This window comes from Microcoleus sp. S28C3, from assembly GCF_036700785.1.
Lineage (GTDB): Bacteria > Cyanobacteriota > Cyanobacteriia > Cyanobacteriales > Microcoleaceae > Microcoleus > Microcoleus asticus.
In genome coordinates, this window is sequence record NZ_JAUBPO010000021.1 from 1 (window position 1) to 21,408 (window position 21,408).

At 42.1% G+C, this 21,408-nt stretch carries 16 protein-coding genes, 1 other RNA gene and 1 pseudogene; 4 read left to right on the forward strand and 14 right to left on the reverse strand.

The genetic code is table 11. From position 1 onward, the window contains the following. Positions 1-104: 104 nt before the first annotated feature. A complete protein-coding gene (locus QUA13_RS08700) occupies positions 105-278 on the forward strand; it encodes a hypothetical protein (RefSeq protein WP_333197972.1) in 174 nt (57 codons plus the stop codon). 511 nt (positions 279-789) lie between these two features. Here the strand turns inward: QUA13_RS08700 and QUA13_RS08705 are convergent. Continuing rightward, a complete protein-coding gene (locus tag QUA13_RS08705; protein ID WP_333197973.1) occupies positions 790-2,175 on the reverse strand; it encodes a response regulator in 1,386 nt (461 codons plus the stop codon). Between the two features lie 349 nt (positions 2,176-2,524). Here QUA13_RS08705 and QUA13_RS08710 point away from each other — a divergent pair, with 349 nt between their 5' ends. Next, positions 2,525-5,737: an ATP-binding protein gene (locus QUA13_RS08710; RefSeq protein ID WP_333197975.1), complete on the forward strand. Its 3,213-nt coding sequence runs from the start codon at positions 2,525-2,527 to the stop codon at positions 5,735-5,737. A gap of 22 nt (positions 5,738-5,759) precedes the next feature. Here QUA13_RS08710 and QUA13_RS08715 read toward each other — a convergent pair whose 3' ends face one another. Both QUA13_RS08715 and QUA13_RS08720 read right to left on the reverse strand, forming a co-directional pair. Next, on the reverse strand, positions 5,760-7,577 hold the full coding sequence (locus tag QUA13_RS08715; protein WP_333197976.1) for an EAL domain-containing protein: 1,818 nt from the start codon (positions 7,575-7,577) through the stop codon (positions 5,760-5,762). Further along, the gene (locus tag QUA13_RS08720) at positions 7,574-10,468 is read right to left on the reverse strand and encodes an ATP-binding protein (RefSeq protein WP_333197977.1); all 2,895 of its coding nucleotides are present in this window, start codon (positions 10,466-10,468) and stop codon (positions 7,574-7,576) included. Before QUA13_RS08720 ends, QUA13_RS08715 begins: the two co-directional genes overlap by 4 nt. A gap of 979 nt (positions 10,469-11,447) precedes the next feature. Between QUA13_RS08720 and QUA13_RS08725 the strand changes: the two genes are divergently transcribed. Continuing rightward, on the forward strand, positions 11,448-12,812 hold the full coding sequence (locus QUA13_RS08725; RefSeq protein WP_333197979.1) for a serine/threonine-protein kinase: 1,365 nt from the start codon (positions 11,448-11,450) through the stop codon (positions 12,810-12,812). A gap of 155 nt (positions 12,813-12,967) precedes the next feature. Further along, a complete protein-coding gene (folB, locus tag QUA13_RS08730; protein WP_172190257.1) occupies positions 12,968-13,324 on the forward strand; it encodes a dihydroneopterin aldolase in 357 nt (118 codons plus the stop codon). A gap of 84 nt (positions 13,325-13,408) precedes the next feature. On the opposite strand, the gene nuoK is transcribed toward folB, so the two are convergent. The 11 genes and pseudogenes from nuoK to QUA13_RS08780 form a co-directional block, all read right to left on the reverse strand. Then, on the reverse strand, positions 13,409-13,714 hold the full coding sequence (gene nuoK, locus QUA13_RS08735; RefSeq protein ID WP_216670614.1) for an NADH-quinone oxidoreductase subunit NuoK: 306 nt from the start codon (positions 13,712-13,714) through the stop codon (positions 13,409-13,411). Between the two features lie 78 nt (positions 13,715-13,792). After that, positions 13,793-14,419 carry an NADH-quinone oxidoreductase subunit J gene (locus QUA13_RS08740; RefSeq protein WP_172190259.1) on the reverse strand — a complete coding sequence of 209 codons (627 nt, stop codon included), beginning with the start codon at positions 14,417-14,419 and terminating at the stop codon, positions 13,793-13,795. A 115-nt stretch (positions 14,420-14,534) separates the two neighbouring features. Further along, entirely contained in the window at positions 14,535-15,110 is a 576-nt protein-coding gene (gene ndhI / locus QUA13_RS08745) for an NAD(P)H-quinone oxidoreductase subunit I (RefSeq protein ID WP_333192843.1), read from the reverse strand. A 101-nt stretch (positions 15,111-15,211) separates the two neighbouring features. After that, positions 15,212-16,330, reverse strand: a complete 1,119-nt coding sequence (gene nuoH / locus QUA13_RS08750) for an NADH-quinone oxidoreductase subunit NuoH (protein ID WP_172190261.1) — start codon at positions 16,328-16,330, stop codon at positions 15,212-15,214. Between the two features lie 369 nt (positions 16,331-16,699). Then, positions 16,700-17,091: a transfer-messenger RNA gene (gene ssrA / locus QUA13_RS08755) on the reverse strand. Between the two features lie 175 nt (positions 17,092-17,266). After that, positions 17,267-19,057, reverse strand: coding sequence for a serine/threonine-protein kinase (locus QUA13_RS08760; RefSeq protein ID WP_333197981.1), 1,791 nt, complete (start codon positions 19,055-19,057; stop codon positions 17,267-17,269). Positions 19,058-19,117: 60 nt separating this feature from the next. Further along, positions 19,118-19,354: a type II toxin-antitoxin system Phd/YefM family antitoxin gene (locus QUA13_RS08765; RefSeq protein ID WP_333197983.1), complete on the reverse strand. Its 237-nt coding sequence runs from the start codon at positions 19,352-19,354 to the stop codon at positions 19,118-19,120. A 58-nt stretch (positions 19,355-19,412) separates the two neighbouring features. Continuing rightward, a pseudogene (locus QUA13_RS32710) lies at positions 19,413-19,601 on the reverse strand (ParE family toxin-like protein); the annotation flags it as partial. Positions 19,602-19,678: 77 nt separating this feature from the next. Beyond that, on the reverse strand, positions 19,679-19,897 hold the full coding sequence (locus tag QUA13_RS08770; RefSeq protein WP_172190265.1) for a hypothetical protein: 219 nt from the start codon (positions 19,895-19,897) through the stop codon (positions 19,679-19,681). 388 nt (positions 19,898-20,285) lie between these two features. Next, positions 20,286-20,729, reverse strand: coding sequence for a hypothetical protein (locus QUA13_RS08775; protein WP_333197985.1), 444 nt, complete (start codon positions 20,727-20,729; stop codon positions 20,286-20,288). A 137-nt stretch (positions 20,730-20,866) separates the two neighbouring features. Beyond that, complete coding sequence (locus tag QUA13_RS08780) at positions 20,867-21,394, reverse strand: GNAT family N-acetyltransferase (protein ID WP_333197987.1); 528 nt, start codon at positions 21,392-21,394, stop codon at positions 20,867-20,869. Between the last annotated feature and the right edge of the window lie 14 nt (positions 21,395-21,408).

Consider the following 21,408-nt stretch of genomic DNA (forward strand, 5'->3'; position numbering starts at 1 on the left):
ACTCCCCCCTCTGCTTTTAATCCACCACTTTTAGCTATCCTACCCGATTGGCAAAAAGATCTCAAATGGGTTCTATAGAACCCATTTGACATCTTTGAGGCTGCGTGTCGATCGCCCGTTATCTGTCGATCGTCCGTTATCTGTCGATCGTCCGTTATCTGTCGATCGTCCGTTATCTGTCGATCGCCCGTTGTCTGTCGATCGTCCGTTATCTGTCGATCGCCCGTTGTCTGTCGATCGTCAAAAGCTCTCAAATGGGTTCAAAGAACCGCTATTGACAGGATGCTCTTTTATATCTTGCCCTTTTTGTCAAGTACAATTTATACCAAATTAGATGAGCTTACCCTGAGAAGTAGAGTTGCTTCTCATCCTGATGCTGTCGTCAAATCGAGGTGAAATCAACTGGCTGTGCATATTCTGCACAATTGTGTCCCAGTAGGTGATTCAGCTTTTGGGGAGATGTCTAATGTTTCTGCTCCCAATGACAACATGAGTAATTTTTACTAAATTCTGTCAGCTCTGGAAATAGCGATCGCCTCTCGGGGCAATTATACAAAATATAAACATTTTGTCAATGCGTAAGTCCTAGCGGCTTCTCTTAATTTTTATTGATTGGCTGGGGGAACTGCGAGGATGAAAATCATAATTTCTCCAAGGGCGTTGATAAATCCTGCATTGAACCGTCGCTATATAGCGCGTCTAAATGAAGGGTCTCATTGACCGAATAGAGACGTTTCCTGCTACGTCGGTTTAGTCTCCCATAAATTTGTTAATTCCTACGCTCTCCCTTTAGGCTAAAGGAATTTCAATAATGAACTCTGTCCCAACACCCTGTTCTGAAAAGCAACTCAGTTGACCATCATGTTTTTCTACAACAATCTGATGGCTAATCGATAAACCCAGTCCCGTACCTTTTTCTGCTGGCTTGGTTGTAAATAGATAATCAAATATTTTAGTGCATACCTCTTCCGGCATTCCCAAACCGTTATCTTTAATGTGAATAATGGCGACATTTCGGTGGCGGTCAACTTCAGTGTGAATCATAATTTGTCTTGGATTTACTTTAATTTCTTCCAAGTTTTGCTTCAGAAGAGAATCTTCTAAGGCATCAATTGCATTCGCAATAATGTTAATAAATACCTGATTTAGCTGTCCGGGATAGCACGGTACTAAAGATAAATTCCCATATTCTTTAACTACTTCTATTTTCGGACGTTTATCATTTGCTTTTAATCGATGTTGGAGAATTAGTAATGCACTGTCAATCCCTTCATGGAGGTTAGCTTCTACTTTTGATGTACTATCAGCGCGGGAAAAAGTCCTTAAAGATACACTAATTTGACGAATCCGTTCTACGCCCACTTTCATGGATGAAATAAGCTCGGGTAAGTCTTGTATTAGATACTCTAAATCCACTTCTTCGGCACGAGTTGCGATCGCTGCACCTGGAGAGGGAAACTGTTGCTGATAAAGATGAACAATTTCTAATAAATCTTGAATATAAGTTTCAGCATGAGTCAGGTTTCCCTTGATAAAGCCTACTGGATTATTAATTTCATGAGCCACTCCAGCCACTAATTGACCGAGGGTAGACATTTTTTCGCTTTGGATTAATTGGAGTTGAGCTTGTTGTAGGGTCTGTAGAGCTTGTTTGAGTTCAGAGGTTCGGTCTTCAACTCGTTTTTCTAATTCTTGATTCAATTGTTGTAAAGTTTTTTCTAAAGTCGTTTTTTCTTCAATTTTTTCTTGGAGCAATTGATTTTTGCTTGCCAGATCTTTGGTCAAGTTTCGCAACTCTAAATGAACTTGAATTCTAGCTAATACTTCTTCTTTTTGAAAGGGTTTAGTGATATAATCTACAGCCCCAAGGCTCAAACCTTTGACTTTTTGATCGGTGTTGCCAAGAGCCGTCATAAAAATGATCGGGATTCCTGAAGTTGACGGGTTACTTTTCAGTCGAGAACACGTTTCAAATCCGTCAATTCCCGGCATCATTATATCTAATAAAATTAAATCGGGGGTGACATATTCTATTTTTTGCAGCGCACTTTCTCCATCTTGAGCTACTAAAACTTCTAGTCCTGCCTCATCTAAAACGTTAAAGATAACACCTAAGTTTGTAGGATTATCATCTACAATTAAGAGGGTGTTTTTTGAGAAAGATAAATTATTCATAAAGCTTTAGCCTTCTCCTTGGTTTTTAATTATAAGCCGCGTAGCGTCCTGACTATCTAATCTGCCAGTTTGCAGAGCCAATCTGCAGCAGGATTTTTCAATTATAAGCTGCGTGACGTTCTGACTATCTAGGGGTCTGGAAAAAATTAACCTTGTCCCATTGGTGTATCATCATATTATAGTTCAACGAGGATGCTAAGCAATGTAATCTTTTTTATTTTCACCTAAAGTTTTTGTAACGCACTCTAGTCTTATGGCTTTCCTATCCCTTTCTCTACAGAAGAGTCCTACGTCTGGTGAAGATTCTCTGGCTCTATAGTATAGACAAATACATTATTATTAGAAAGTTATGTATACAAATGTTTCTAAATTCCGCAAAATGCCGCTACGCCGTGTCTTAATTGTTCCTTTTGTTTTACAAATCTTTACAGCCGTAGGGTTAACCGGATATTTTTCGTTACAAAATGGACAGAAAGCTGTGAATGATGTAGCGGCACAGTTGCGCCGTGAAATTGCCACGAGAATTGAGCAGAATTTGCATACCTATCTAGCGGTTCCCCATTTAGTTAATCAAATTAATGCAGATGCTATTAGTATGGGTCAATTTAGCCTAGACAACCTGGCAGTATGGGAGCGTCATTTTTGGCAACAAAAAAATCGCTTTAATAGCGTAGATGGTCTGACAATTATCAATGAAAAAGGCAAAGGTGTATCTATTATTAGTAACGATGAAAGAAAGCGAGTCATTCAAGCAACAAGTCCAACCAAGCTGAACCAAGTATTCATGTATTTGGCTGGTAGTCAAGGAGAAAGAATAAAATTAATCAAAGTGGTTAAAAATTTCGATCCCCGAAGAATTACAGCTTACAAAGAAAGCATGGAAGCTGGCAAACCTACCTGGACTAAAATACATTTTGGTGAAATTATTATCACCCCTATAATGACAGCAGGGCAACCAGTTTTTGATAAAAATGGAAAAGCTACTGGTGTCTTGTTAACTACTCTACGTTTATCCCTAATTGGGGATTTTTTGCAAACTCTAAAAGTTGGAAAAACAGGACAAACTTTTATTATCGATCGAAGCGGAATGCTAGTGGCAACTTCTACATCAGAAAAACCATACCGAAATAGGCAAAGATTTCCAGCCACTGACAGCAAAGATATTTTAACCAAAGCTAGTGCAAAATATTTAACAGAGCGATTTAACAATCTCAAGGAAATTAAAGCTTCTCAGCAGTTAGAGTTTTTAGTGAACGGACAAAAACAATTCGTACAAGTTGTTCCTTTTCAAGATGGTAAAGGTATTGATTGGTTAATTGTAATTGCGGTTCCAGAAAATGATTTTATGGAACAAATTAACACGAGTAGACATACGACGATTTTATTATGTCTTTTAGCACTATTTTTGGCAACTGTTTTGGGAATTGTGACTTCTGAATGGATAGCCCGACCGATTCGGCGTTTGGGTAAAGCCACAAGCGCGATCGCTGGTGGCGACTTCGAGCAAAAAGTAACGGCTTCCTCCGTTAAAGAAATCAGCGCTTTAGCGACTTCTTTCAATTTAATGAGCCAGCAACTCAAGCAGTCCTACGCACAATTAGAAGATTATTCGCACTCCTTAGAACAAAAAGTCGCAGAAAGAACTCAAACATTAGAGCAAGAAATGGGCGATCGCCAACAGATACAAGAGACACTCCGGCAAAGCGAAGAAAGGTATCAATTAACTCTAGAAAGCGTTAATGAAGGCATCTGGGACTGGCGAATCCAAACAAACACCATCTATTTTTCACCCCAATGGAAAGCCATGTTAGGCTATGAAGACAACGAAATTATTAACCTATTTAGCTCTTGGGAAGCACTGGTTCACCCCGATAATTTACAGCCGATATTAAACTCTTTAGAAGACTATTTAAAAAGTGGAACTAACGAACCTTATAGTTGGGAATTTCAGATGCGGCACAAAAACGGTAGCTACAGGTGGATACTATCGCGAGGTCGGGTTGTCGAGCGAGATGCGGAAGGCCAACCCCTACGTTTAGTCGGCTCTCACACCGATCTTACCGATCGCAAACAAACGGAAATAGAATTGCAAATAGCCAAGGAAGCTGCCGACGCTGCGAACAAAGCCAAAAGCGAATTTTTGGCAAACATGAGCCACGAACTTCGCACGCCCCTCAACGGTATATTGGGCTACGCTCAAATCCTCATGCGTTCAAAAAATTTAGACTCTCAAGATCTGAGCGGTCTGAAAATTATTCATCAGTGTGGCTCTCATTTGCTCACTTTAATTAACGACATCCTCGACTTTTCTAAAATCGAAGCTAGGAGAATAGAACTTTACCCGACGCAATTTGATTTTTGGGCATTTTTAGAAGATGTCAGCCAAATCTTTCGCCTCAGATCGGAACAAAAAGCCATCAGTTTTATTTGTCAATTTGACTCTTCCTTACCCACCAACCTGCAAGGGGATGAAAAACGCTTAAGGCAGATTTTAATTAATCTATTAGGTAATGCTGTAAAATTTACCGATCGAGGGGGCGTTACTTTCAAAGTTCAACTCATAAAATCAGTAGCCTTAGAACCTAACCCAAAGGAATTAAACGCCATCAACACTATCCGCTTTCAAATTGAAGATACTGGAGTTGGGATCGGCGAACAGCAAATGCAGAAAATTTTTAAACCTTTTGAACAGGCAGGTAATACCAATAAGATGTCAGAAGGGACAGGTTTGGGATTGGCAATTAGCTTAAAAATTATTGAACTGATGGGTGGCAGTATTCGAGTTAACAGTCAGTTAAATGCTGGCAGCCAATTTTGGTTTGATTTAGATTTACCTTCTGCTAGTAAATGGGAATCGGCAATTCAGCTACAAGATGCGATCGCTGGCTATCAGGGAACTAAATTGAAAATTCTCGCAGTTGACGATAAGTGGGAAAATCGCTTGGTGCTGGTTAATTTGTTAGCACCACTTGGCTTTGAAGTGCTAGAAGCTGCTAATGCCAAAGAAGCTTTAAAACAAGTCAATCGTAGCCAATTCAATGCCATTATTACTGATTTAGTCATGCCAGAAATGGATGGTTTCGAGTTAGTAAGCCGTCTCCGATCTCAACCTAAATTTCAAGATTTAGTGATTATCGTTTCTTCAGCTAGCGTGTTTGAAGCTGACCAGCATAAGAGTTTAGATATGGGCGCAAATGCTTTTTTACCCAAACCCCTACAGGCGGCTGAGTTATTTGCATTGCTACAAAAGCATTTAGGGATATCTTGGGTATATCAAGAATTACCTCACCTCAATCAAAATGTCAATCAATCCGTACAATTAGATTCAGCTTCTTCGTTAGTACCTCCCCCAGATGAAGAACTGGTCATTTTATACGATTTGGTTATGAGAGGTAATTTAAAAGCAGTGACTAAACAAGTTGAACAGTTAAAAAAATTGGATGCAAAATATATTCCCTTTGCCGAACGGGTAGGTGAATTGGCTGCAAGCTTTCAGGAAAAACAATTACGGTTATTTATCAACGATTACAAAGCCGATAACAAAAATAAAATTGATGATTGAAAATAACGCGATATTATTTCAATTATAAGCCTATAAATCGCGTGGCGTTATGACTATCTAAGGGGCGAGAAAAAAAGTAACCTTGTCCGAAAATACATCCTAGTTCTCGAATAATTTCTATTTGTTCTTGAGTTTCCAATCCTTCAGCAACAATTTCCATATTTAAATTTTTACCTAATAATATAATTGTTTGAATTAAACTTGTATCGTTGGGATTTCGAGCCAGGTTTTGCAAAAAAGAACGATCTATTTTTAAAGTATCAATTGGCAGCTCTTTGAGTAAACTTAATGAAGAGTAGCCCGTACAAAAATCATCGATACATATACCAACACCCATAGCTTTTAAAAATTCAAAGTTTAAATTTGTTGTTTTTAATAGACAACTTTCAGTAATTTCTATATTTAAAGTGTTTTTATTTATACCAGTTTGTTGTAATATTTCTGCAATTTGTTCAAATAAATTAACTTGCTGGAATTGAATGGGAGAAAAGTTAACGTTCATTTTCAAAGGCAGGTCAGGCAATTCCTCTTGCCAACGTCTTAACTGGCTGCAAGCTTCCCGTAAAATCCACCAACCTAAAGGATTAATTAATCCTGTTTCTTCAGCAACAGGGATAAATTGATCGGGTGAAATCATGCCTTTGGGATGATTCCAGCGGATTAAAGCTTCAAAACCTTTAATTTCTCCAGTAATGAGGGAAACAATAGGTTGATAGTACAAGCAAAATTCTTGTTGAGAGATCGCTTTTCGCAAGTCTTGCTCCAGTTCGAGGCGTGCGATCGCATCTGCTTGCATCTGCGGATCGAAAACCTGATAGTTACCACTTCCCTGCTTTTTGGCTCGATACATCGCAATATCCACATCTCTAAGGATCTCCATCGGTTGTTGATAATTCATTGCACTAGAAGTTATACCAATACTCGCTTCTACAATCGCTTCGTAGTCATTAAACTTAAAGGGTAACTTGAACTGTTCTAATAGTTCTTGAGCAACTGTAATCCCTGTTTCTATTTCTACTAAAATCACAAATTCATCCCCACCCATGCGCGTTGCAGTTTGGGAAGATTTTAAACATCCTTGCATCCGATTTGCTACACACTTTAGTAGGTCATCTCCTGCTAAATGTCCCAGGCTATCATTAATAATTTTAAAGCGATCTAAGTCAATAAACAAAACAGAATAACTTGAATTTGCTTCAATTAGCTCCTGCAATCGCTTAATCAACCAGTCTCGATTTGGCAAACCTGTTAAGGAGTCAGAAAAGGCATTATGCTCTAATTGAGCTTGACTTCTGTACAAGTCTTGCAGCGTTTGAGAAAGTTCTGCTGTTCGTTCTTTGACTCGGATTTCTAATTCTTGATTTAGCTGTTTTAAGTCTGCACGAGCCTTAGCATGTTCCGCAATTTCTTGCAATAAATGCTGATTCTTAGCTTCAATAGTTGTAGTTAAATGTCGCAGATCTAAATGAGTTTTAATTCTCGCTAAAACCTCTTCTTTTTGAAAAGGTTTAATAATATAATCTACAGCTCCTAAAGATAAACCTTTGACAACATTATCTGTTTCAGAAAGAGCCGTAATAAAAATTACAGGAATTTGACTCCATAAGGGGTTTGCTTTCAAGCGTTTATAAGTTTCAAATCCGTCTATTCCGGGCATCATTATATCTAATAAAATTAGGTCTGGAATCACATAATTTATTTTTTGGATAGCACTTTCTCCATCTTGAGCTACCAAAACCTCAAAACTAGCTTCACTGAGGAAATCTGCTAAAATTCCTAAATTAGCAGGGACATCATCCACTACCAAAATTGTATTTGAGTAAGAATTTAAATTGATCATAAATTTATTTCCTTGTATTGAGTGAGCATTTCCAAGATTTTTTTCTCTTGAAACTCTTTAGCTAACTGCCGCAATTTTGACGCAAATGACATATATTTTGGATCGGTTTCTTCAAGAGTTTTTGTCTGTTTTATAATCTCTTTCAAATTACCTCGCAAAGCCAAATTAAACAGTTTATCTAATGCTTCTGGAGGAGGAGGAACAATTTTATCGTAATTAGGTTTCCTTCCTGAAGGCATCAATGATGCAGCTTCATAAATCCACTCTATTTGTAAATGAAGTTCTAACTTTTCTAAAAGTTCTTCAGCTTGAACTGGTTTGGCTAAAAAATCAACTGCTCCAGCTTGTAAGCTTTGATTTTGGTCTGTTTCAAAAACACTTGCCGAAGAAACAATTATTTTAATATCTTTTAATTCTAAGCTTGTTTTCCAGTATTCCATCAATTGAAATCCATCCATTTCTGGCATAACTAAATCTGTAATCACTAAATCTGGTTTAGCATGAGTTGCTATGTTCAATCCTTGTTTACCGTTAGTCGCTTCTATTACTTCAAATCCTAGAGGACTCAGTAAATTAACAATGACCGATCGATTTTCCCAACGATCGTCAATCACAAGAAGTTTTTGGGAATTTCCTTTAAATCCAATAATTTTACCTTTGTCAGTTTGAGAACTTGTATTAACCCATTCTGTGGCTTCTAATAGCTCTAAATCAAACCCAAAAATACTGCCCATTTGTAATTGACTGGTGACTTGAATGGTACTACCCATTAATTGAATAATTTTTTGAGTGATTGCCAGTCCTAATCCCGTTCCTTCTGCTTGATTTTTTCTAGATCCAACTTGTTCAAAAGGTAAAAATATTTTGGCAATTTCTTCTGGTTTAATTCCTACTCCTGTATCTTTGACACTGAAGCGAATTTTACAGCAAGTTTGATGGGAAAAATTAATATTTTTTTCAATTAAACTCACACTAAAACTTATGTTTCCTATTTTGGTAAATTTGATGGCGTTACCAATAAGGTTAATTAATGCTTGTCGCAAGCGTTTTTCGTCGGCGTGAATGGCAATGGGTAAATCGGGATCGGGTTGGTAGCTAAATTTGAGACTTTTTTGTTCGGCGCGAATGCGACAAATTTCGGCAACGGCCTGTAGAAAAGCGGGAAAATGAAATTCTGTAGGGTAGAGTTCCATTTTCTGAGCTTCTATTTTAGACAAATCGAGAATATCGTTAATCAAAGTTAGCAGGTGAGAACCGCACTGGTAGATAATTTCAATGCTATTTTGTTCGTGTTCTCCTAGTTTTACAGAACGCTTGAGGATTTGGGCATAGCCTAAGATCCCGTTGAGTGGGGTTCGCAGTTCGTGACTCATGTTAGCCAGAAACTCGCTTTTGGCGCGGTTGGCATTTTCTGCGGCTTCTTTAGCGGCATAAATTTCTTGTTCGGCACGTTTGTATTCGGTAATGTCTTCTACTGTACCTTCGTAGTAGAGAATATTGCCATTTTCATCACACATAGCGCGAGCATTTTCTGAAATCCAAATAATACTACCGTCGCGGCGATAAACTTGAGATTCAAAATCGGCAACACTGCCGCGATCGCCTATATTTTTTACGAATTCTTCTCGGCGGTTGGGATCTATATAAAGTTGTGGGTTAAGATTGGTTAATTTGCCAATTAATTCGCCAGGAGAATTGTAACCATAAATTTCAGCTAAGGCTGGATTAGCGCTAAGATATTCGCCGGCTGGCGTAATTTGGAAAATTCCGTTAATTGAATTGTTAAAAATGCTGCGATATTTGGCTTCAGCAGCTTGTAATTCTTTTTCAAATTGCAGGCGCTTTTTGCGGTTGCTGAGAAAAGCCATAAAAATGTAAGTCACTACCGCTAATACTAGCAGTGCAAACCCGATAATTTGATATTTTCTACCAACTAACTGATTCAGTCGCTGTTCCAATAAACGATCTAAAAGTGGAAAAGCTGTATTGTAAAGTTTTAATTGGGACTCTAGGGCAGTTGTGGCTGTAGCTGTATATACGAATGGCTGTAAGTTGATGGTATTGGCATTAATGATATCTTTGTCGAGTAAGTCAATAAATCTTTTGATATCCTTGAAATTTTCGCGTACGCTCGTGGATAGCTGCCGCTGAATTTGCGGATTAGCATTAGCAGAAATTTGCAAGCCTCTTTGCACTGCTTGGATAGGCGGTGCAATTAAACTCCGAATAATCAAAAGTTTGGCTCGATCGCTGTCTGCAATTTTTTGTTTAGCTTGTTGAGTGGCTATCTTTGCACCGATATCTTTAGCTTGAGCCGTATTCTCTATCGTTAATGGTAGCTGCGTGACAACGGTATCCATTAAATAATAACTGTCTAAACATGGGTCGAGAATGAGATTAGAAACATCTCCGATGTGTGCAATTAAATCGAGGATATCGTTAACAACAGTTGTATGTGCTTGCCAGCTTTGGGTAGGAGATAAGTTTAATTTTTGCTTTTTTAATTGCTGCCAGTTGCCATTAATGGAAGTTTTGAGCGCTAGCCATTGCGGGCTAGTTTTAAATTGGGGCGATAGCTGTTTTTCCACGGCATTGAGGTTTTGGATTGCCGTCTCGATCTTTTCTGTTGCCGTGGCGATCGCAGGGGCTAAAGACTTGTCCCCATTTAAATATTGATTAACTTGCGTGCGGTGTTCAATAACAGCGACAAGCAAATTTTTCAACGGATAGTTATAAGCCAAGCCGACTTTTTCTTCTTGAGCGAATTCAATTTTAATATCAATTTCAGCAATTAATTGATAAACTACCAGAGCAAAAGGAAATATAAAAATCAACAACAACGCCATTAAATTTATGGGTTCTGTGAGGCGCTGGTTTAGGTTTTTTTTCATAATCTAATAAGTAATGGATAATGATTGATTTTTAAATGGCTATGAGGATAATTGTTAATCTGTGTTCTAGCCTCATGGCGGAGTTTGACAATTTATTGCGTAGCTATTTGTCCATTCTGTAGAGAGACATACCCCGTTATTCCTACACCACAAAAATATTTAGGATAAAAGGTGGAACCAAGAGCAGACCTAACGGAACTTTGGGAGTTGGAGTCATCCACTAACTGGCTGAGGCTTTTTTATAATTTGTCCAGGTACTTGGTTAATATCAATATTACGCTGTCTTTGACCCAACAATATGTATTATAGTTGAATGAAGATGCTAATCCATGTCATTTTTATTACATTACATTAATTAAAATTCCTACACAATACTCTAGTTTTATAACTATTCTATCCTCTTCTCTACGGAAGAGTCCTTCCTTTGGTAAATATTCTATTCTTTAAAACCATATAATACATTTTTTTACAAATTTATGTATAGAATTGTTTCTAACTTTCAGAAAAGACCGCTCCCCAGTATCTTACTTCTAGGACTTACGCATTGACCGACATTTATATTTTGTATAACTGCCCCGAGAGGCGATCGCTATTTCCACAGCAGGCAGAATTCAGTAAAATTACTCAAGTTGTCATTGGGAGCAGAAACATCAGACATCTCCCCAAAAGCTGAATCACCTACTGGGAAACAATTGTGCAGAATATGCACAGCCAGTTGACTTCACCTCGATTTGACGAGAGCATCAAAATGAGAAGCAATTTTAGTTAAAAGCTAGTCCAGAAATAGCGCTTAGTTTAGTCGTTTTTTTGATAATGATGAGGGAAAGTGTACATCATCAAACGATCGCTAAAGCTATTGAGTAGAGGATTGATATTGCTGGGGCGATCGTCCTTCCTTCTCTCCCATTCAAACAAACTTAGCTACAATAAGCTATACTGTGCTCGGCGACTCCCCAACTCGAACACTTTGCCGCGGTTTATGTCTAACTCCTCCCTCCTCGCCCCAGGTTCCACTCTCGAAAAACGCTACCGCATCCTCCGCGAATTAGGCCGGGGCGGCTTCGGGCGTACTTATCTCGCCGAAGACATCAACCGCTACAACGAACATTGCGTACTCAAAGAGTTTTCTCCGGTGGTTCACAGCCCGAAAGCGGCCGAATTGTTCGATCGCGAATCGAGTATGCTTTACAACCTCCAACACCCGCAAATTCCCAGGTTTCGAGAACTGCTGCGAACGGATTTGGGCGGAAATCCATCTTTATTTTTAGTGCAAGATTATATCAAGGGTCAAACCTACGAAGAAATATTGATATCGCGCCAGCAGCAAGGTAAAAATTTTACCGAAGCTGAAGTTACTCAACTGCTATTTCAGCTTTTACCAGTTTTAGAATACATCCACTCAAAAAATTTAATTCACCGCGATATTTCCCCGGATAATATTATTCAGCATGATGCTGACCAACTACCATTTTTAATTGATTTCGGTTCCGTCAAGCAAATCGCAGCCAATGCCGTACTTCAGTTGAACGGACAATCGGATACGGCGATCGGCAAACAGGGTTATTCGCCGGCCGAACAAATGCGGCTGGGTAAAGTTTCTGCAGCTAGCGATTTGTACGCTTTAGCCGTCACGGCTTTAGTCTTGCTAACTGGCAAAAAGCCTCAAAAATTGTACGATATCAATAATAAAACTTGGGATTGGCGATCGCACGTCAGTGTCAGCCCAAATTTAGCCACGGTGTTGGATAAGATGCTAGCAGAACAACCGGGCGATCGCTACCAATCTGCAAAAGCAGTCCGCGAAGCACTCAAAGATCCAAAACTATCTCAAATTAGCAGTATAATTTCCCAAATAGCGACAATGAACTTTGTCGGTCGCCCTTTCAAAAACACCACTCAAACTGCTACAAACAATCATACTCCTGTTAACCAAAACCCTCAAGTTGTTAAAAATAACCACATTTTTAAATTAATTCCTTGGAAAGCAGTCGCGAGTTTAAGCGTGGTTTTGTTGCCGGGAATGTTAGCTTTTAGTGTAGTAAAATCTGGTTTTACCCTGCCAAAGTTGCCTGAGTTGCCGAAGTTTCCCGAACTGCCGCAACTTCCCGATACATCATTAAATGCAGAAATAGCTAGGCAAGAAGAAATTGGCAAGCGACGCAAAAATCTCAACATCGATCGAGATATTTTCTATCAAAAAGTTGATGAATTATATTACAATAAATATCCTGAATTACAAGGGCGCAGCTTGACAGAAAAGCCAGAAGATGCAGAAATTAGGCGGAAATGGTATGAAGTTGCTGAGGATTTACTCGACAAGTTGGAGCAAGGAGAACAGTTGTGAAATTTAAGATAGAATAAGAGTGATTTAAACGCAGAGGGCGCTCTTGGCCTAGAGGGAAGAGGAAAAGAGGGCAAAGAAAGAGAGGGAAGAGAAAGATAACTTTATCTGGTTTAATACAAATTGGTATAGGCAACGCACTTTTAGTTTATTACAAAATGGATTCTATTCAACTTACAGGAATTCGCTGCTACGGATATACGGGCTATCTGCCGGAAGAGCAAGTTTTGGGGCAGTGGTTTGAAGTGGATGTTACTCTCTGGCTCGATTTATCGCAAGCTGGAAAAAGTGATGATATTCAACATACTCTTGATTACCGCAGCGCAATTACTCTGATTCAAAAGCTAGTCAAAGACTCGAAGTTTTTATTAATAGAACGCCTAGCAGATACTATTGCTCAAGCGCTTTTACAACTACCGTTAGTTGAGAAAGTTAAACTACAACTCTCGAAACCTGCTGCCCCCATCCCTGATTTCGGTGGCAGAATTACTCTAGAAATTACTAGAAGTCATTAGTCCTTAGTTCTTAGTCATCAGTCTTTAATCTGCATTAGTTTGTCACTAATGACTGATGACTGATGACCGATCGCTATTTACTAATTACCACTTCAGCAAATTAAATTCTTCCATGTCTACGGTATTGCGGTTGCGATAAATCGTCAAAACAATTGCCAAACCTACGGCAGCCTCAGCAGCGGCTACAGTAACTACAAACACCGTAAATACTTGACCTTTAATCTGTACGGGGTCAAGATAATTGGAGAAACCCATCAAATTGAGATTGACAGCATTCAGCATCAACTCGATCGACATCAACACACGTACTGCATTTCGGCTCGTAATCAAACCATAAACACCAATGCAGAAAAGTGCGGCGGCTAATAACAGAAAATACTGGAGTTGCAGTTGCATAAATTTTGCGATTTTCTCTCAATCAACATTACTACCAAACAGACAGATAGGTGCGCAGCGCGCACCCTAATGTTACTTAGATTCTGGCGAAGAAACATCTCCGGCAGAAACTAATTCGCGAGGTCTTTCTTGCAAACTAAAAGCGGGTGTTTCAGATAGCTTGTTCGACGACAATTCATCTGGCAAGAAATCGCGGCGTGCTAGCACAATTGCTCCTACCATTGCCATTAACAAAAACACTGATGCTAACTCGAAAGGCAGCAAAAAGTCGGTGAAGAAATGTTTGGCGATAGTCACGACCGAACTTTCGGCCGGTGCTCCTGTCGTGGCGACAATAGCCCAAGGAGTAGACACCACCATCGTACCCAAAAGCGCAAACAAGCCTACGCAAACTACTGCTGTTGCTACTTGACGCACCCAAGCGTTGGGAATTGTGCGGAAATCTTCGCGCTTGTTCACCAACATAATCGCAAACAAAATCAAGACGTTAACAGCGCCAACATAAATCAATACCTGCGCTGCTGCTACAAAGTCGGCATTCAGCAACAGGTACAAGCCCGCAATGCTGGTAAATACGCCACACAGCAAAAAAGCTGAGTAAACGATGTTGGAGAACAGCACTACTCCTAATGCTCCTGCAATCATCATTACGGACAGTATGCCAAACGAAACAATTTGAACCCCTTCGGCTAGATTCACAATTTTTAATCCTCAATCATTAGTTTTCTATTGTTCGTTTTTACTGATTAGTTAGCAGTCATTCATAATCGTTATTTCACTGATGAATGATGACTGCTGACTAATGACTAATTAGCTATTTTTCGCTAATTTCCTCTGGAGGGAGACCTGCGCGCCGATCGCTGCTGGAAACTCCATGAGGGTCGATCGCACCTTTCGGCAAATAAGCGAATTCCCGCAGCGGTGTCACCATCGGGTCATCTGTAACCTTGTAGGGCAAACGTCCGAGGGCCACGTTGTCAAAATTCAATTCATGACGTTCGTAAGTGGCTAACTCGTACTCTTCTGTCATCGACAAACAATTAGTCGGACAATATTCTACGCAGTTGCCACAGAAGATACACACTCCGAAATCGATACTGTAGTGCTTGAGTTGTTTCTTCTTAGTTTCTTTGTTAAATTCCCAATCCACCACAGGCAAATTGATCGGACACACCCGAACGCAGACTTCGCACGAGATGCACTTGTCAAATTCAAAGTGAATTCTGCCCCGAAAACGTTCGGAAGGAATTAATTTTTCGTAAGGATACTGAACCGTAATCGGTCGGCGTCTCATGTGGTCAAAAGTTACAGATAGCCCTTGACCGATATACTTAGCAGCTTGAAAAGTTTCTTTGGCGTATTCGCCTACTTGATTGAGGAATTTTAGCATGGTGTTCTCTCTCTGTACTTGAGCTTTTGGTAATTGCTAATTTATAATAGGTAATTGGTTAACAGCTATTTTTTTCCCTGTTGCCATTTACCTATTATGAATTAACCGCCAAAAGCAAAGGGAAAGGCAAGCTTCAAAGCTGCGGTCAATAGCAAATTAACTAAAGCAACCGGCAGCAAAAACTTCCATCCCAAATCTAGCAATTGGTCGATCCGAACTCGCGGTAGAGTCCAGCGGAGCAGAACTGCCAGAAACAGGAAAAAGTAGGCTTTCAGCATGGTCATCGTAATGCCCAGCGTGCCAGTAATTACCTGCAACCAAGGAGTCGTCTCGCTCAATCCCAAGGCATTAGTGATGACTCCGACGGGAATCGGGCACTCCCAGCCCCCAAGGTACAGAACGGCTACTAGCAGGCAAGAAAGGACGAGGTTAACGTAGGAAGCGATGTAGTACAAAGCAAATTTCATGCCCGTGTACTCAGTCTGATATCCTGCTACCAATTCTTCTTCTGCTTCCGGGAGGTCAAAGGGCAACCGTTCGCATTCTGCTAGTGCTGCTATCCAGAAAATCAGGAAACCTGCGGGTTGCCGCCAGATATTCCAGCCGACAATCCCGTAGCCGGCTTGCTGGTGTACGATGTCGATCGTACTGAGGCTGTTGGACATCATCACAACTGCCAATACTGCCAAAGCTAGGGGAATTTCGTAGCTGAGGGATTGAGCTGCTGCTCTGAGTCCGCCGAGGAGGGCGTATTTGTTGTTAGAAGCATAGCCGGACATCAGCAAGCCGATCGGCTGAATGCTAGAAAGAGCAATCCACAGAAATATTGCTGTCCCCATATCGGCGATCAGCATATGCTCTCCGAAGGGCACGATTAAGTAGGACAGAAAAACTGGAATCACCACAATTACCGGCCCTAGCGTAAACAGCAGCGCGTCAGCTTTGGCCGGTACAATGTCTTCTTTGAACACCAACTTCAGCCCGTCAGCAACGGGTGCTAGGACTCCCAGAGGGCCGATAAATTCCGGGCCGATCCGCTGTTGAGCCGCCGCAGAAATTTTCCGTTCCAGCCAGACGCTAGTCAGTACCCCGAATACAGCACCGACAATCATCAGCACCATTGGCAGCGGTAGCCAAAGCAGATGGGCGATGTCCGCCGGTAAGCCCAAATTGATCAGGGCATCTACAAAACTTCCTTGTAAGTCAATTCCTGGGTTCATGTTTCCAGCTTTTGAGCGCTCAGCATATAATTTTTCACCCGTCCTTCGTAGGAGTAGGCTTAGAAATCGGGGTCTTTGTAAAGATTTTTAATGCTTTACCGCCTAATAGTATATCGCCCGACTGGCTCTAAGAACGCACAGGCAGGGTGAAATTATTTTTATGTCTGAGCCCAGGTTAGCTAATGGGTTTGCATTTTATGTATGTTCAGTCTGGCAACAAGCTCAGTAGATTTTAGATTTTAGATTTTAGATTTTAGATTTAATGAACATGGAACGCCAAACAAAAGGGCAGAGAGTTAACTCTCTGCCCTTTTAATGCTTTAAAGTAACTTTCAAATGGCTTAAACCATTGATTTTACGTCACTTCTTGTATGGAACTGGGCAGAATCGAACTGCCGTCCAAAGCGGGTATTTACCTTCCGATCGTTCACAGGTTTATCCCTTCTAATCCTCAGGGCGGGAACCATCTTTATCCCAAATGGGGGGATTTTCTAGTGATTGCTTTCCTAGCTAGCCGACTAGAAACGTTTAGCTAGGGCATCCGTTGGGGGTTGTTATGCTACCGTTAACGGAGTTAGGTGGCATACACTCTAAACCGTGCTCAAGAAGTTTTTTAGGCTACAGCGACGGCTTTGCGAGCGAAAGGAACGATGTTGTTCGCATTTACTTTTTTGTTTGAGCCGATATTTGCGAGAGGAGACTCACTCTCGACCTGCATCACGGAGCAGCTTTCACCACCCTGTCGAAACCATTACAGCCCCTCGTGTGTTCTTTAATCATAGACAATATTTCGTGTTGCGTCAACTAGATTTTAGATTTTAGATTTTGGATTTTCGATTGGGGATTAAAGAAACCGGGTTTTTTGCGGTTTTTGTCTGCTTTAACGAAGTCTTGGAGCAAAAACCCGGTTTCTGACCACCCGTGCGTAATTGCTAATTAATGCAAATTGTCGTCCCAGACGCCGATGTAAATCCGATCGCGCTCATTGCGTTCGATCGTCCCTTCGAGGGAACCCTTCCTAAACGTAAACCGATTACTCCGGCGCTGCTGCACGTCGCGCAAGCCCTGCCAAATCTCCCGGTTGGCGCCGCCCACCATGCCGTTTAACGCGGTTCGCACTACCAAATCGTCCACCGACGGGGCAAAAGAACCCTCTGTTTGCACAAGCTGGCCCGAATCGCGATCGTAAATGTAGCCGAGAGTAATCCGGTTCGGCAGCACTTCGTAAAGTGCGGTGCGAGTATTCGGCCAATAGCCCCGGGCTTGAGAGTCAGTCGGTTCTCCCAATTGGGATAAAATCTGACTTTCCGGCGTACCAACGGCAAACCCAGGGATTGTGGGAGTCTTCTGATAATTCGTTCCCGGTTGTTCGGGGCTGGGTGCGGGCGATGATCTATCTGGCGGCAACTCTTTGTCAACAAGTTTTTCTGTTGGTGTGGGTTCGGCAGCCTCGGGAGTTGGCGCTGGAGTTGGCGCGGGCGCTGGAGTTGGCGCTGGAGTTTCAGCAGCGGGCGCTGGAGTTTCAGCAGCAGGCGCTGGAGTTTCAGCAGCGGGCGCTGGAGTTTCAGCAGCGGGCGGCGGAGTTTCTCTGGGAGTCGGGGCTGGCGTTGGTGTCGGCGCGGGAATTGGTGTGGGGTTTGAGCGCGCGTCTGGATCTGCGGGGGTCGAAGTGCGATCGTCTTGGGCCACGGGTGCGGGTTCTGAAGACGGCCGGTTGAGGAAAACCCTAGCAAAACCGATAAAACCTGCAACAATAAGTGCGATCGCCACCAACCCCAAAATCCACCAAACCTTGCGGTTGCCTTCCCCAGAAGACACCACAGCAGGCGCAGTTCTCGAAGCCGCAGGCGACTGAGGCCCGTGTCCCGGAATCACCGCCACCGTCGGCCCGGTGCTCGGCGACGCTGTACCAAGAGACTGCCCGTGCAGCAGCGACAGCCACTCATCCACGGTAGCAGGGCGATTTTGAGCTTCTACCGTCATCCCCCGCATCACCGCAGAACTGACAGCCGCACTTAGCTGAGGCTGCAAGTCGCGGGGTGAAGGCATCGGCTGGCTGGTACGCAAAATTGCAGCCACCGGCACTTGTGCTGTCAGTAAAGTGTAAAGCGTGGCCGCCAGACCGTAAACATCTGTTGCGGGCGTATATTTTCCTTGGGCGAAATACTGTTCTGGGGGTGCGTAGCCGTCGGACACCATATTAGTGTGACTTTGGGTTGCACCGGCAGTAAACTCGCGGGCAATGCCAAAATCGATCAGGACGACTTCTTGGGTGTTTTGGCGCAGCAGAATGTTTTGCGGCTTGACATCTCGGTGCAGCAAACCCTTTTGATGAACAACTTTTAAAGCAGCGCCAATTTGAGTTATGTAGAGAATAGCGAGTTCTTCTGGCAGCGGCCGATTTGGGAACACGACATCGCCCAAATTCTGACCGGCTATGTAGTCCATCACCATGTAAGGCTGCCCGTCTTCGACAAAGAAATCGCTGACGCGGACAATATTCGGATGAACGCAGGAAGCCAACCGCCTCGCTTCGTCTTGAAACTTGCGATCGAACTCAGCAAAATTGGGTTGCTGGCGCAGAGATTCGTTGAGAGTTTTAATGACTACAGGCTGTCCTAAATAGCGGTGATTTGCCCTGAAGGTAATCCCAAAGCCGCCGCGTCCCAGTTCTTGTTCGAGGGTGTACTTTCCACCCTGTAAAGTTTTGCCGATTAGCGCATCCATATGTCCAGGCGATCGCGTATCAGATAATATCGCTGATTATGGCACGTATGGTCTGCCAAGTTACCAGTCTAAATGGCGATCGCAATCCTCGATCGGCGTTGCCATTCCTTCCCGAATTGATTCCCGCATTCCCGGCACTGATAGAAGATACAGTGTCTCCTGCACAGATGCCCAGTCAGATTCAGATAATGACACTGCATTGCTAGTCTTTCCTGCGATCGCGATCGGTTGATGCGACTCACTCACCGAATCGATCAACTGCTGCAACTGCTGTTGAGCTTCATTAATTGGAATCATAATTTTTCACCTGTCTAAATACACTTTTCTAATTGATATTGGCTGGCTGTAGACAATGCTACAACTGCCCCAGCAATCTATCGTAGTCTGCGTGTGAACCAACCCAAAACCAGATTACAGTGTCTCCATCCAACTGACCAACTGCTCGATAGTTTTTGCTAATTCGGGCTGAGTAGATTGGTAAGTCTGGATGCACCTTCTTGAAACGCAGGCTTGGATGACTTGGGTTTTCCTTGAACTGGCGATACGCCGCGCACGTCTGATCTCAAACTTATTGAGGTAAATCAGCAAATAATTTACGGAACTCGGTTGTAGTCCTTGACTTCACAATGTTTCTGGATCGAGTTCTTGGGTTTTGCCTGCACGATACTCAGCCATTGCGGTCGCTGCGAGTTTAGCAAGAGCATCTGGGGAACGGGAGAATGCTCGATCCCAGCGCCTATCGTCTTCAAGTTCTTCCAGAATCATTGAAGCGAGGGCATCTTGCTCGCTGGCAGACAATGTTTTCAACTTGGCGATCGCACGTTCGAGTAACTCAGTCATGGCTACCACACTTTTACAATTAAAATGGCATCCTCTCCATTATTGCTGGTTTCAGGCAAGTTGAGCGTACTTTAAACACGCTCATAGTTTTGAAATTAGCCTATCCATATACTCTATACAATCGAGTTCCGCTGCCTCTTCTGCTATTAGTCGATCGGCCTTCTTCTTTTCTAACAATTGTGACCTTCGGTGTTGGAGCGCTTCGCTAAATTTGAACAACTTCCAGGGCGCGACTTTTTCAATACAAATCTTAGGGACGAAGCAGCCTGATTTGTGCAGAATGGAAACAATTGTAGGCGACGAGCTTCGGGTTTTAGGTGGTGAGTAAATTCTAGCTTTTATTAAATCAATACTCAATACAGTCCGTTGGAATGTTTATTAATAATTTCTATTGCAGCAGCGGTGGTTCTTTGTTATTCATAATAGCCCAAGCAGCAGTAATTTGCCATTGATAGGCGGCTCGCGAATCGTTTCCAGATGCTGTTAATGCGCTTTGTGTTGCACCATATGCACTACTGCCTGCTGCCTCAGCAGGTGTAAGGAAATATGATGGATAATCGAAATATCTCATACCTCCATCTATATAATCGCAGGCAACCCCCATTGAAGCCTTTTTGGCATTTTCCTGTGTCGGCTGCTCAAGCCATTTATTGGCTAAAGAGATGAAGTAGCGTTCTCCATTATCTTGCTCTTCGGGTGGTAACTGTTTTGAGACGTAGTATATAGTTTGTCTCACAACTGCCTGCTTAAAGCTGAGTTGCTGCTTTTCGCTCATTACTTTGACTAATCCTTCCAAGATTAACGAACACGGTTTGTTGAGAATTGAAACCATTGTAGGCTCCGAGCTTCGGGTTTTAGGTAGTGACTAGATTATAGCTTTTATTCAATCTGCCAGATTTAATGCTCCAACCGAGAACCTTCAAATTACCGCCAAAACCAGTGACTTAAACAGCCAAACGGCGTTAAAGTTCAAGTCGGATGATATTCATCCCTGCTTATTTGCCATCGCCATATCTTGCCTTCTTCAGGATCGTCCACCTCTGCAATGAACTTCATTCCCACTTTTTGCAATACGCTATTCGAGGCATTTTTTTCAGCTAAAGTGTGGGCGATGACTGCTTTAACCTCCTCGTGAGCGAAAGCATAATCGATCATTCCCTGTGCCACCTCAGTTGCAAATCCGCGATTCCAATATTCGGAAGCAATTTCATAACCTATCTCTATAGTCCCCGACTCATCAGGTGAGCTTGTGAAACCTCCGTTGCCGACAAGCACTTGATTTTTTGGATGAATAAAGAAGTAGTTGCCCCAGTCAGTTGGAGGCGGATTGGATTCGCAAGATTCGTCAGCAGGGAGGGAAAATGCTTCCGGGAAATGAGGCCAGCTATTAGGCAATACGACATTTAAAATTGCTGCAAGCTCGCTTTTATTGCGCAAGAAAGCTTCTATGTGAATCCTTTCGACGGGAAGTAGTAGAAGATTGTTAGTTTTAATCATTTTTCTACCTTGTT